Raw genomic sequence first — 14723 nt, forward strand, 5'->3', positions numbered from 1 at the left:
GAGGAGCTGTCATAAATCACCCCTGCTTTCGATAATGACGAACTGTCTGATAAATAATCTCTCTCTCACGTGCAGCAACTTCAGATACTGCATATTTCTTTAAGGATTTATTCCGTGCATTTATGCCTAGCATCATACGCTCATCTGTAGACATTGATATCATTTTCTGAACTCCCTGACGCAAAGCCTCAATTGACTGACCAACAACAATTGCAGAAACACCATCACTTACTTCATTCATTATTCCTGGTGAATTAGTAGTCAAAATTGGTATTCCAAAAGCCATTGCTTCTATCAATGCTTTTGGATGCCCTTCATATAATGACGGAAAAACAAAACCATCCGCCTTTGTCAAAAATTGAACAATTTCCGGCTGTGAACACTTTCCTTTAAAAGAAATATCTAATCTTAAGTTCCTAGATAATTCTTCTAATTCACTTTTTTGTGGTCCATCTCCAATAATTGTAATTTTAACAGATAAATCCTGGCAGGCATAAAATAAGTTCTTTAAATTTTTTTCAGGAGACAAACGCCCAAAATAAACAAAATGAAACAAATCGCTTACTGTATTCTGACAATAAGGAAGCGACCATATTAACGGATCTATAAAATTAGGAACAATAAAGTTCTCACCTAAATTTGACCCATGTCTTTGATAAACATTATTCACCATTTCTTGTGTCGTAAAAATGTTACAATGACTACATGATAAATATTTCTTCTCATACTTCAAAGCGGCAATTGATGTAGAACTTCCTTCTCCCGATTCACGTGTCCGATTCTCAAAATGGCTGTAGCCTTGTCGAATACCCAAAGGTTTTGAAAAGAAAAAAGCACACCTTGATGCTATATGTGCACCATATAACTGATTAGTTTTAAAAAAATCCAATTGTGAAAGTTTGTTTCTATGAATTAATGGAAGTAATAAGGCGTACAACCTATAATGTAACCCTGTTTGGTTAAATAAAACTTCAATAAAATCATACTCTGCAGCTATCTCTACTTCTTCGGGACCGCCATAACTTATAATAGTCGTCCTCACACCATTTTTTGCATGTTCTTTGTATAATGCTAACTCACGATCAATTATTGATGCTTCTTTCCATGTTTTCAAAGAACCACCAAAAGTCATAAATAGGCCTATCGATATGGATTCACTTGATAAATTCATTAACACCTACCAAATTTTTTCCAATATAACGAGCTACCTACAACTAATAAAAAAATTGGTACAATCCATTTAAAAGCATATGCTAACTGCTCTATTAAGTAAGCTAAAGGGCGATAACCTTTGGCACCTGGGCTAGACATAATACTATTACCTCTGGCATCATAAGTTTCAGCTATCAAATCCCCTTTATAATAAGATTTCACGCTTTCTAAGTTTTTCTCGGCAAAGGAAAGTCCAAAAGGCATTACAAGGCTCATTGAAGCATCCAATATATAGTCTTCTTTATTTATCTGGCTTTGTGCAACCACATGACCTGAGAGCCCCACCACATATGTATTAATTCCATACTTATTTGTGAGCATATCTGCTAAGAGAACAGATAATTGGCTACAGATTCCATACCCACGCCTTAATGCCGCTTCATAATGCATATATTCATATTTTGAAAAAATATCATTATCTTTAGTTAGAGCTACACTAAAAAGGAAATCATCAAAAAATCGTGCAATCCATAAAATCCAATTTTCGTAAAATTGGACATAACCTTGCACTCCTTTAATCATTGTTTTTTGATGGATCCAATTATAAATTGTCGCATCATCAACAATTTTCACTGTTTCTTTCAAAAAACGCTCTGACTTTCCATACTTGCTATACGCCTCTTCGATTAAAGAAACAGATTCATTATATGAAATAACTTCCTCATCGAAATAAATTCGATCATCAATTGAAATAAAGTAACCCGCAAAGTTTATAATAAGAAGAAATATCCCAATAAAAAGAGACAAAAATCTAATTCCAACCCGCATTAAATTTCACCTGATTCTGTGTACAATACAGGCTCGTTATAAACAGCCTCACCCAAACAGTAAAGCTTCTTCAATATCACTCATTGTCACATCAAATGGGTGATTTCCAAGCCGTTCTAAATTCACCTGACTAGCTATACTGCGTACATCATGCTCATTGATTGTTTGTATTTCACTGAGTTTTGATTTTAAACCAATTGTAGATGACAAGGAAATGAGTTTTTCATCTGCCTCTTGAATAGACCTACAGTTCAAAACACCTAACAATTGCCTCATTATTCCAGATTGATCCAGAATATAATTTTTTCGCAAAAAATAAGGTAACGTAAGAAAGACCGCTTGCCCGTGCTCAATGCCATATTTTTGCGTAATAGCATATGAAATGGCATGTGGGGCCGTTGTTTTTGAGATATTAATTGCCCGCCCCGCGTAATTTGAGCCTAACGCCATCTTATCTAAAACAGCAACATCACTTTCTTCACATACAAAAATGGGCAATGATGGCATGATCAGGCTAATAGCTTCCAAGGCATACCTACGACTTTCCTCATTTGCGCCTTTTGCCCAAAAAGACTCAATTGCCTGACATAACGCATCAATCCCGCATGAGGCCTTAATATATTGCGAAGCCGATACCCCTAAATAACCATCAAGAAGATACCCCGTTGGCAAACATGCTGGTGATAATAGGGAATATTTTTTCTCTTTTACATAAACCGTTGCAAAGCTTGTGCTTTCACTACCTGTTCCAAATGTTGTGGGAATGGCAAAAAACTCAACGTCATGATTATGCAAATCATAGGCTGAAGCGTCACTAAGCGCCTTTTCAAAGTGCGCATCAGGGACTTCTGCCAGCAATTTAATACCTTTTGCCACATCAATCGCACTACCGCCGCCAATGGCAATAAGTGTGGATGGCTTACAGATCCGGTATTTCTCAACACCACTTTGTATCTCAGCAAGCTGTGGGTTGGGATTAAATTCGTTGAAATAAACGACAGACTTTCCCGCCAATACCTTTTCAAGCTTTTCTGCTGCACCTGAAGCATAAAATGAATGGCGTCCTGTGACGACAAAAACAGTCCCGTCTTTTTCCCCAATATGCTCACCCAAACCGTCCCAAGTAAATTGTTTCTGGGATAAAGCCATCCTTAGTCACTTTCCATAAAAGCGCGCACATTAGATGTATTTTGCATCGGCGTTTGTGTGGGGCGGCCAAGATCATCGCGATGGCCACAAGCCGTTATAATCTCAATAAAATGTGGACCGGACTTACCATCAACAGTCTTCAAGGCGTCATGTAGACTTTCTTGCGTCTCTACCCGTTGGACATGGGCATAACCACAGCCATGTGCAATCTTTTGAATGGAAATCCGTTGTGCGATGGTTTCTTGTCCACCAACAGATTCATGAGCCCCGTTATTAATCACAATATGGATGAGGTTCTCTGGTGCATATGTACCGTTCATCGCTAACGCTCCCATATGCATAAGCATGGCACCATCACCATCTAAACAAACAACTGTCTTGTCCGGCTTATTTAAAGCAGCACCCAAAGCAATTTGGGATGCATGACCCATACCGCCAATAACCAGAAAATCTTTATCATGGCTCTCACTGCGTCGCTCTCTTGTTTCAAAAAGCTCACGTGATGTCATGCCTGTTGTTGAAACAAAAACAGCCTTGTTAGAAAAACGTGCCGACACAGAAGCAATCACTTCTTCACGACTGAGCAACCCCTCTTGAGCAGGAGAAGTCGCCAATGTGTATTTCTCAAACGTATTTTTGCGCACCACCAAGGCAAAAGGGCCGCCTTTTGTCTTTAAATGCGAAACGGCCTGATCAATCTGGCCTTGCGTTTGCTCAGGGTCTTCATCAAGACATAAGTAAGGAATTTCCATAGCCTCAAGCATCTCCAGCATAACGCGACCCTGCTTTACATGCTGGGGCTCATCTTTCACACCGGGTTCACCACGCCAGCCAATCAACAAAAGCATGGGGATATTACAGACTTCTGGATCAACCATAGACAGGATCGGATTGACCACATTGCCCAAGCCTGAATTCTGCATATAAACACAGGGAATTTCACCTGTCGCCAGATGGTATCCAATCGCCAAGCCAACGGCGCCACCTTCATTTGCCGCAATCAAATGTTTATCCGTGGATAGATTATCAGAAAGATACGCACAAAAATTCTTCAGCAATGAATCCGGCACACCGGAAAAGAAAGTAATCTTTGAAGTTTCTAGCTGCTTATAAAACTGGCTTGGGCTTAACATTATCTTGTCCCTGGGATTAAATCGAGCACCGCTTTAATCGGCATACAATCCTTATCAACCTCATAACTGCGACCATTATCAAGGATGGTTTCCGCAACCCCCATCATGCTTGGATACGCAGCACGCAACAAATGGTTTGCATAAATCACCACACGCACGCCATTGTCTCTCAGCTCATCTTCATGAGTCTGATTATAACTCGAAGGAACGGCAAACAACGGTTTTGTCATAGGCAGTGCATTATATTGACGGCAGAATTCAAAAACTTCATCCGGTTGTTTTAATCGACTATGGATTAAAATACCATCAGCGCCAGCTTCCAAATATTTTTTAGCCCGCATGATCGCATCATCGACGCCTTTCTCAAGAATCAGACTTTCGATACGCGCAACCACCATAAAGTTTTCAGTCACTTGGGCTCGTTTTCCAGCGCGGATTTTATCAGCAAAATCATCCGGATCAGCCTGTTCCTGTTTAACTTCATTTCCAAACAGCGAATTCTTTTTTAAGCCGACTTTATCTTCAATCACAACAGCCGAGACACCATGGCGTTCTAATGAACGTACCGTATAGACAAAATGCTCAATCTTACCGCCTGTATCCCCATCAAAAATAAACGGCTTTGTTGTAACTTCAAAAATCTCATTGATAGTATTAATACGACTTGAAATATCAACCAGTTCAATATCTGGCTTACCTTTAACAGTAGACTCCGTCAGACTGCTGCCCCACATGGCGTCAAACTGAAGCGACGCCCCGTCTTTTTTAACTTCTGCATGTTCGACCACAAGACCAGACAAACCATTATGGGCTTCCATAACCTTGACCAAAGGCTTGTTATCCAGAAGCCGTTTTAATGTGTTCAAACGAATATCCGGTGTGATCCCGATTTCTTTTTGAGCTGCATGAAGCTTTGTTGAGGAAATCCCTTGCGTATAGGGAAACTCTACAAGCTCTCCTCCCCATTCAGACAAGATAGAAATAACTTTTTCGCGTGTCTTTTGCTGCACGCCTGTTTTCCAGTCATCACCATGCACCACCACATCCGGTTTGTAGGCTCTCAAGTTATCTTCATAATCCAATGATTCTTGAGGAACAACACGTGCAACACCCTTGATACATTCAATCACCTGCTTTCGCTGCTCATAAGACATCATGGGAAGCCGCTTGTAACTCGCAATGGCACGATCAGTTAATAAGCCAATCGTTAAGTCACCAAGAGAGGAGGCGTTATTAATCATATTAATATGACCTGGATGGACCAAATCCGCACTCATACCCATATATATATTTTTAGTCATTTTTTTTCCATTTTCGACTTACATGTCACGACCGTTCTGGCTTTACAGCTCTTTAAATAAAAGATACGCCCAAACGTAAGGATAAATAAAAGCGAAGTCTATCTTTTCTCATTTTGCATGATTTAATGGAATAAACTTACCACCCTTTATCATTCGTCCACCCAATTCCACTGTTGGGTCCATTCTCAGAGAAAGGGGCACCTCAGAATCATAAAGATACGAGAAAACGACCGGGAAGATATCCTGATTAATCAACACATCTTGGTCATACTTTTGCGCTTTTTCCTGGTCAGGCCAATGAACCGCAAAGATTGTCCCAACCCGGTCACGCATGTGAAGCTCAGTTACTTTTTTCGGGTCCATATAATTTAAAGTATGACAATTCAACGTCAGATACGGTCCATGATCTCCAATCACAATAATAATAGCAGCTGGGTCATGCTCTTTGATTAAACGAAAATCTTCTTCTAGATAGTCGATGGCAATCTTATAGCGTTCAATAAACTGTTCTTTTTCATCGGGTAAACATTGACCGGAATTTTGTGAATGCCCGGGATATTCACCATGATACAGCATAAAGAGAGGGGACTGTTTATCTTGGCGAATTAAGTCATGCTTAACGCGTTCATAATCAAATTTCGCCCCATATTTTGTTAACCCTTTGATATCAAACTTAAACTCACGCAAACTGATACCTTTAAGCAACATAAACAAAAAGTCCATTTGACCTGCTTCAACAGAAACTGGTGGCAGGCGATTGTTATACCAATTGTAAATACCCGTCATAAACGTCTTTGTTACAATGGCTGTCTCATAGCCCATATCTTTAAGCCAGAGATTGGCAATGGATTGACCGCCAACAATTTTACGCATCTCATTCCCATCGGTAATGCCATCTTTTAACCCCATGGTTTTTGACATACTAGATAAAGAGAATGGACCCACACTGTAGGTATCGTCATATGTGGTAAAATTATATTTCTCAAACAAATCCTGTAAGGGCTTGTGGTCAATGCCAAGCTTTTGCAATGTGCGTAAATCCGGCATAGATTCCGAGACAATATAATAAATATTTGGGGTTTGCGGTGTCGCCGTTAACCCAGTCTGTGTCTTTTTAATCAAAGACTGGATTTCTTCTACACCAGAACGCCCGGCAAAATCACTGCCCACGACTTTATCTTTATGAGTCGTTAATGTCTGAATGCCCAAAATGGAAATATTGATCAAAAAAAACAGAATAAAGAAACTATAAAGAACCTTAGTGCCTTGTCGGTATAAAAACGTGAAAAACACATATGTAATGCTTAGGACCAGCGCGTATTCTGCATAATAAGAAGACCAAATCAAAATGCCATGAACCGTTGGTAACATCACAAATGAAAACAGTACGACACTGCCCACGATTTCCCAAGCAACCCAGCCCGATAAGCCTCTAACATATGGCATAGAGAAGACACTGAAACACAGGGCAAATAAAATGCCGATTCCAAAATACAATGGTGCCGTTGAAGCAAAAATAAAGGCACTGTTATTTAACCAATGAAACGCCAATGCAGCCAAGACAGCAGCGATTGAAAAGAAAATATATTTCTTTTGGGAAAAATCTTCCTGTTTTTTGATCAAGAAGAAACAACCCAATGCTGAGACCAACAAAACCACAAGCGGGATAATATAAAGCGGCACCATATTGTAATAGAAGATCAAGTCAATCAGACCCGATAAATAGTGACGCAGTTCTTTAAAAAAGAAAACGAAGATAACAGCAATGGCGGAGACAAAGACTACAGCAGCACCAATAACATATATATTTAAGCGAAAACGACTGACAAAAACCGATATGAAACTGAATGAAAAAGTCGCAACGGCAAAAAACAGAATAATCCTGACAAGGATATTCGGCGTATCTTCAATTGAGGCTAACTCAGCAAAGGCCTGAACCGTTAGGAAACAAAAAACAAAAGCCATGAAAAGGCTTATATTGGGAATATTCTTCTTAATCTTTTCCATATCAACCAAATCATTAAAAGCAATGTTCATTTTCTGGTGCTTGTGCTGTAAAGCAAAAATATTACGCCCCAGTAAGATCAAATTATTAAATGTCCAATAAAGCAAGATGCCCGCATTTGCCTCATAAAGCGCAATCAGGAAAAGAAGCGAAATCACGATGGATTGATAAATTTCTTTCTTTTGCGCATTGGCTAAGGTCAGAGCTGCCAGAATATTCACCACAGTCATTACGACAGGTAAAATATTCATACCTGCAAGTAATTGATCTGCTTGGCCTAAATCCCTGATAAATAAAAACGACTGACCTTCCAATTGCGACAAACCTGTCAGCATAAAATAGGTCGCAATTAAAAACGGTAACTGAACAAACAGCGGCAGCACCAAACGCACCGCATAAATAGGATGATAACTATATCGTTTATATAATAACCTGAGCTCTTTATGAAATGCCTCGCCATGTAGTTTCTCTTTCATATCTTCGATTTGAGAAACTAGCACATCCTGATATGCACGTTCTGTATGAGAGACTTTTGCAGCTCTTTTTGTTAAGGGCGACATTACCAGCGCACTTAAAAAGGACAAACAAATAATCGCCCCGCCATATGAATCAACAAGAGAAACAATCAGAAGGAAAAAATCGGCATAAAGCGACACAATATAATTAAGCATCTGGCGACCCCTTCTTGGTATTTATCTCATTGGCTTGAGTCCTTATATACTCAACAATATGAGAAGCAGAATCACCGAAATTAACAACCGTTTCTTGTCTGAATTTTTCTATTTGTTCTTGTTGGTTTTGCTGCAAAATCTCTTTCACTTTTGACGACAAAATATCGATTGTGTCTTTATCCAACACTTCACCAATAAGAGCAGAAGATGTTTCTGACCAGGTTATGTCGAAATATTTACTTTCAAACTCATCCCTATTTTCTTTTGGGATATCCAGCGTAATCACCGGTTTTAAATATAAAAAAGCGTAATCAAAACGAATTGATGAGGTGTCTGATATCAATACATCTGATGAAGCCATCGCCTGATGGGCAAACAATTCCTGGTCCCATGCCACATTATGAAAACCTGATAACTCTTCCTTCCACAAAGCCACTTTCTCAGCCTCGCTAATATGAGACTGTGGATGAAGGCGGATGATGATTTCATATTCCGCTTTGGCTAATTCTTTGACAAAACCAACACCATATTCTGAAAAACATCCCTTGTTTCCCCATGAGGGCGCAATGAGAACAGTCGTTTTATCTTTCTTTTTCTGGGCTGGACCCTCACTTGGCATATGATGCAACATATCATCAAGATAGGGCAGACCGAGCGCAACATAGTCTTTCTTTTTGATGTTACGGATTTCTTCGATTTTCTTTAAATCGGCTTCCTGATGAGGCCCGACAAGAATAACACCATCATAAAAATCAAGACTACCAAGACGATAATTTGATGTCCCACTCATGGCATGAAACATATGGACAAGCTTGCCAATAAAGGGAGATTTTTTCATTGGGTAATCAACTGACCCAATATTAGGCGTTGTCGCCAACATCAAAGGCGTTCTGATTTTCGCTAATTTGGCAAATGACCAATTGCTCTTTGAATATAGTCTTGAATGCATATAAGGGCTCGATATACGCAACGCCGGATCATATAGGTCCATACTGATATATCGAAAATGTATTTTTCGCCGGATCAACTCATTGATGATTGGGCGAAATGTACCCCAATAACTTTTACCCTCACTAAAAACGACCAATGTATCTTCGCTCACTTCAAATCCGTCTGAACGGTCTTGACGCGTCAATTTAAAATAAAGTGATTTGAACGAATAAATTAAGGCCCCAAAAACAGCCAGAACTGTGCTCAACAGAACACTACCTGTGCCTGGATCAAGATAAGCATATGCAACTTTCGGAAAAAGCAGGATGGAGCAAAATGCTCCCAAAACGATTTTGACCATATGTTGCACGATAACCTGAAACGATACGTCTATAAGGGATAAAGAGGGACTCTTAAGCGGTTTCTATCATTCTCTTTATGGCATGTCCATAAAGGATGTGAAGACCACACTGCAGAGTTAAAGAAGGACAAGCCTCAGGCGTTTTCTTTCTGAGAAGCCACCATCCCCAGACAAAAGCAAATCAGACATAAAAATGAAAGCTGCCACCAACTTGACCAAAAAGAAACATTAAACAGTCCAATTGCCCAAAACCCTGCATTTACTGATATAAAAGCCAGATATGGTGCCTCTTTTGTCCGCCAATATCTTCTACTTGCAATATACAATGCATATAAAAGGGCACCTAATAACGGCAAAAACCCAATAAGCCCCGTATCTAATGCGATTTCCACCATCCAGTTATGCGGATGCCCCGGTAAAATTTGTGATTTGGTAAAAGATGTCGGTTCCTCACCTTCTGGCAAGTAATGGGCTAAGCCGTTCTTGGCTTCCGGCATGTAATTTGATGCATTTACCCCATATCCAACCCAAGGCGATTGCATAATTTTTTCTGCAGAAAAACGCCATATAAACTGGCGATGTAAATCAACAATCCATAACGGAGCATATGCCAGTTTCTTTTCAAATGGCATATAATGATCTGCGCGTTCCTCAAGATAATCATAAATAGGAAATGCGGAGATTATCAGAGCAAGACTGGCAAAGATAAAGAGAGGTTTACGGCGCCAAAAAATCGGTAAAAGAATAATGAAAAAGGCTGCCAGCACCATCAACACACCACCGGCTAAAGTCGCCCTTGAGTGGATCATAAAAGCAAAGGCAAAAGGCAAAAGCACATTAATGATGCATAAAAAACGCCATTTAGTCGTCTTTAAATAAAGAACTGCCAAGACACTAAGAGGCACACTGAGAATCAATGCATTACCAGCAGGCTTTAAAACATCCGCCACATTCGTAAAATACCATCCCTTCAGTCTGAGAAACATTAAAAATTCTGGAACAAAAATGACTGAAAATAGTGCAATGGCGAGAAAAAATGTGATGGAAACCTGAAATGTTTTTAGCGTGAGTTCTTTGCGATAAGAACAAGCAAAACCAAGCAAACCACATAAAAAAGCAAAAAGACCCACACGTAGCCAAGCTTCAAAAGAAAGGCCCGGCTTTAGTGAAAACACAACACTGGGTAACCATAAAAGCCAGATTCCAACCCCAACATACACCGCTTTTCTTTGCAGTATTCTGACAAAGTCATGCCAAACGAGGTTACGTTCTGAGGATAAAATAAAACACAGCAAAGACAAAAATAACGCCACCCCAATCGCCACTGGCCCCAACACTAAAGAGGGCAATGCCAACCCATAACAAACTGTCATGCCAATAAAAAACTTAGAAGGAAGGGATTGATTCACGAATATGCCTGTAAATATCTTACGCAAGGAATGCTACAATAGGTACTAAAAGGACTGAAACTATTTTTCAATCACAATTGGAATTTCAGGCTGGATATATTCAGCAACCTTAAAGGAATATTCCCTTAAACCATCGTCTGTTTCATTATCCATGACAAAACCAAGATTCAAATAATGGTCTGAAACAATAGCATTTCGTTGCGTTGGAATATAAACACCTTTTATTTCCTTTAAACCACGCTCACGAGCAACTTTAACAAGTTGTTCAAAAGCTAATTGTTCAAGTTTTCTGCCCAAAACTCGACAACTCATAATCCACGTATCAATTTCCAGATAAGTGCCCATATCTTTCGCAATAATAACGCTAATCATACCATTATCTGCAAAAGAATCCTGTAAACGAACTTGGAATGTTACATAATCGGGGCTTGCCATAAACTGACGCACAGCAGTTTCACCATGACGTCTCGTCGTCAAATTAAACTGATTTGACTTTGAAATAAGCTGAACAGTACGCTTAAGCCCGTGCTCATCAAAAGCCTTAAACTGTGCTTTCATTTCCAATGAGTTCAAGTATTCATCAATATCCCCTGCTTTATTTTTCAGTTCAGCTCTTCGGGCATTATTTTGATAATCCTCCACACGCATTTTATCTTCAGTCGAATAATGAATAGCTTCGAAATAACCAGCTGCAGACAATGTCAGAACATAGTTTGATGCGTCCGCTGGTAATTCAGGTACTGCGACCTGTGGCAAAGCTTTACGGACAAAACCGCGCTCCATGGGATTATCATCGAGAAAAACAAATGATTCCAAACCCAAATCTAATGTTTCTGAGATGGCCCGAATGTTCGTTGCTTTATCTTCCCAATTTGCTTGAAAAACAGCAATATGCTCCTCACGGATCTTCATATCGGGATGATCACGAAACGGTTCGCGTGCAATTTCATCAGTGTTTTTAGAAGAAACTGTTAGAACAATACCGCGTTTGCGTAAATTAAAAACATAATTTTGCAAATTCCAATGCGCTTCAGCAACAGGATCCCCCTGCCCAATTTTAATACCGGACATACCATCGTCACCAATAATGCCACCCCACATGGTGTTATCAAGGTCCAAAACGATTGCACGGCGCGTTTTTCCTCTTTTTGCAGCAATGACACGACATAAATGTTCTGCATATAAAGGAAGACATGATTGAGAAAAAGGCACTTTTGCAATGTTATACATCATCGCATCATACCATTTTGAAAGGCCAACCGTTTCACTGAGGCTCGCAACATCCAATAAATGATGATCAGACGCCGCAACTTGAGTACAAATAAACTCATTTAAAGCATTCGTCATCTGACGATGTGTATTAAAAACAAGACGGTCTAAACTACCAAAAATATTTAATGGTGTATGTGCCAAAGTCTGTACAATACACGACACGCCATACCGTGTTGAAAAGCCATTAATCAAATGAGAAATATAATTCTCACATTTCTCAATTTGATCCGAAGATACACCAAACTCCAAATCATCCATATTCAAGGGCAGAGCATTTGCATCCAAAGCAAGTAAAATAAAATCTGGCTTTACCTCATCGAATGCTGAACACCCTGTCAGAGCCGTTTGCATTAGCTGTCCATAAGGAGCCTCTACTACATTAATATCAAAACCATAACGTAAACCAGAAGCAACAATCGCCGGACTGAAAAAAGAAATTGTCGAATTGGAAACAATACCCAATGTAATGCTTTCTAAAGGCTTCAAATCAGCCTTTGCATCTGAGACTTTCAATTTCTCGCATGTCTTTGCTAATTTTTCCAGTTGCATCAATGTTAAACAATGAGAAGCCAAAAAACGCAAATCTGCGCCCTTACAAGAACTTTCAGCAAGAGCTTTTAGATCATTCTTGAAAGTTGCAGGTGGTTGAGGCAACCATTGTAAATCCAGAAATAGATCCTGTGTCATTATAATCAATCCAATGCAGGGAAAATTTAGCGATTAAGTCACTCTTATATCCTTTTTTTCCATTCTTCGTACATCATAATTTTCCATAGTCAAATGACATTTAAGAAAGGCTTTTCTCATAATTCCCAACTCAAAAACGAATTGATTCGACTCTTTATTTTCTGATTAAAGACGTGTATTGATGGGGCTTCGAACAGTCCGACACCTTTCCAAATAAAGAAATGCTCTTTAATTCAGACATATTTATTTTTGTTTTTTTGCCTCTCGCAATCATTACATATTTTGCCCTTACAAAAATAAAGGCAAATAAGGCGGCTGTTTTTTCTCTATTTTTCTCGTCTTGCATTTTTTATGCATGGTGGAATCCTCCCTTTATTTTCCTTCTTCTGGGATCCATCTTCGTAAATTTCATCATTGGAAATATTCTACGTAACTTTGAACACGATAGAAAACGAAGCCTAATATTGGCAATTGGAATAATATTTAATATCTCATTACTTGGATATTATAAGTATTTTAACTTCGCAATTATGAATATTAATTTTGCGTTCGACCTAAATATCCCACACTCCGATATTTTTCTTCCTTTAGCAATTTCATTTTTCACCTTTCAACAAATTGCTTTTCTAATTGATATCTATAATGGCGAAATAAAAAAACTTAACCTGCTAAACTACTGTGTATTTGTTTCTTTCTTCCCGCAATTAATTGCAGGCCCAATCGTCCACCATAAAGAGATGATGCCGCAATTCGAGGATGAATATAAAAAACATTTCCATTTAGAGAACTTTCTTATCGGCTTAAGCATCTTTTTTATCGGCCTATTTAAAAAAGTTGTCATTGCAGACAATGTTGCAGAATTCTCAACGCCTGTATTCACAGCTTCTGCTAATGGTGAAATCATCACCTTTTATGAAGCATGGCTTGCAAGCCTCGCATATACATTTCAGTTATATTACGATTTCTCTGGCTATTCCGACATGGCAATCGGCTTAGGCCGCATGTTCAATATTCGCTTACCGTTGAATTTTAATTCACCATTAAAAGCAACAAGTATCATCGATTTCTGGAGAACCTGGCATATGACACTGTCACGTTTTATCAGAGATTATGTTTACACTCCTATGAGCATCCCATTAGTCAGATATGCAGTTATAAACAGATACAGCAAAAAAGGGGTTTTCCTTACCTCAACTGCATTACCCACAATCATTGCTTTTGTTGCAGTCGGGTTATGGCATGGCGCGGGCTGGGCCTTCATCATTTTTGGTTTCATGCATGGCTTCTATCTCGTCATTAATCATGCGTGGCGTGAATTAAAACCGAAAAAAATGCAACTAACCAAAAGTATGTCACTTGTTACGCGTTATGCCGCGCGTTTGCTGACATTTTTTGCCGTTCTTATTAGCTTGGTTTTATTTAGAGCAGAAGAAGTTACCCCTGCATTAAACATGTTAAGCAGTATGTTTGGACTAAATGGTCTGACTTTCCCTGCATTCAGTAGTACTGCAAATGGCTCTCTTGCTCATTTACTCAATCAAGACTTTGGCATTGAATTTGTGCAAGAGCGCTTTATTGACTCCGGTTTAAGAATTGCAACTCTCTTGATATTGGGTCTATTTGCGCTTACGTGGGGTTTCCCCAATACATATCAAATCATGCATAAATTTGAACAAAGAAAAGAAATCCAAGCTCATTCCCTCAGCTTCTTACAGTGGAATTTCAACCGAATAACTGCAATTTATATGGCAGCTGTCGCATCTTATGCACTCTTACAAATTGGTAAAAATTCAGAGTTTCTGTATTTTAATTTTTAGGTCAATTG

At 39.1% G+C, this 14723-nt stretch carries 10 protein-coding genes; 1 reads left to right on the plus strand and 9 read right to left on the minus strand.

Annotated features, from left to right (window positions below):
• Positions 1-16: 16 nt before the first annotated feature.
• The 9 genes from MTBPR1_RS07430 to MTBPR1_RS07470 all read right to left on the minus strand — a co-directional run bounded on the left by MTBPR1_RS07430 (position 17) and on the right by MTBPR1_RS07470 (position 12898).
• Positions 17-1132 carry a glycosyltransferase family 4 protein gene (locus MTBPR1_RS07430; protein ID WP_069186944.1) on the minus strand — a complete coding sequence of 372 codons (1116 nt, stop codon included), beginning with the start codon at positions 1130-1132 and terminating at the stop codon, positions 17-19.
• Positions 1133-1170: 38 nt separating this feature from the next.
• Positions 1171-1980 carry a transglutaminase-like domain-containing protein gene (locus MTBPR1_RS07435; RefSeq protein ID WP_069186945.1) on the minus strand — a complete coding sequence of 270 codons (810 nt, stop codon included), beginning with the start codon at positions 1978-1980 and terminating at the stop codon, positions 1171-1173.
• A 48-nt stretch (positions 1981-2028) separates the two neighbouring features.
• Positions 2029-3129 carry a phosphonoacetaldehyde reductase gene (locus MTBPR1_RS07440; RefSeq protein WP_069186946.1) on the minus strand — a complete coding sequence of 367 codons (1101 nt, stop codon included), beginning with the start codon at positions 3127-3129 and terminating at the stop codon, positions 2029-2031.
• 2 nt (positions 3130-3131) lie between these two features.
• Positions 3132-4262, minus strand: a complete 1131-nt coding sequence (aepY, locus tag MTBPR1_RS07445) for a phosphonopyruvate decarboxylase (RefSeq protein ID WP_069186947.1) — start codon at positions 4260-4262, stop codon at positions 3132-3134.
• Positions 4262-5563, minus strand: a complete 1302-nt coding sequence (gene aepX, locus MTBPR1_RS07450) for a phosphoenolpyruvate mutase (RefSeq protein ID WP_069186948.1) — start codon at positions 5561-5563, stop codon at positions 4262-4264. The genes aepY and aepX overlap by 1 nt, the downstream gene beginning before the upstream one ends.
• Before the next feature lie 108 nt (positions 5564-5671).
• Positions 5672-8239, minus strand: a complete 2568-nt coding sequence (locus MTBPR1_RS07455; RefSeq protein WP_069186949.1) for a YidC/Oxa1 family membrane protein insertase — start codon at positions 8237-8239, stop codon at positions 5672-5674.
• The gene (locus MTBPR1_RS18110; RefSeq protein WP_165602639.1) at positions 8232-9041 is read right to left on the minus strand and encodes a CDP-glycerol glycerophosphotransferase family protein; all 810 of its coding nucleotides are present in this window, start codon (positions 9039-9041) and stop codon (positions 8232-8234) included. Before MTBPR1_RS18110 ends, MTBPR1_RS07455 begins: the two co-directional genes overlap by 8 nt.
• Before the next feature lie 623 nt (positions 9042-9664).
• On the minus strand, positions 9665-10939 hold the full coding sequence (locus tag MTBPR1_RS07465) for an O-antigen ligase family protein (protein ID WP_069186951.1): 1275 nt from the start codon (positions 10937-10939) through the stop codon (positions 9665-9667).
• 60 nt (positions 10940-10999) lie between these two features.
• The gene (locus tag MTBPR1_RS07470) at positions 11000-12898 is read right to left on the minus strand and encodes an HAD-IIIC family phosphatase (RefSeq protein WP_083222965.1); all 1899 of its coding nucleotides are present in this window, start codon (positions 12896-12898) and stop codon (positions 11000-11002) included.
• A 530-nt stretch (positions 12899-13428) separates the two neighbouring features.
• On the opposite strand from MTBPR1_RS07470, the gene MTBPR1_RS07475 reads away from it, so the two are divergent.
• Positions 13429-14715 (plus strand): MBOAT family O-acyltransferase, encoded by a 1287-nt coding sequence (locus MTBPR1_RS07475; RefSeq protein ID WP_165602640.1) that lies wholly within the window; start codon positions 13429-13431, stop codon positions 14713-14715.
• The last annotated feature ends 8 nt before the right edge of the window (positions 14716-14723 follow it).

This window comes from Candidatus Terasakiella magnetica, assembly GCF_900093605.1.
Lineage (GTDB): Bacteria > Pseudomonadota > Alphaproteobacteria > Rhodospirillales > Terasakiellaceae > Terasakiella > Terasakiella magnetica.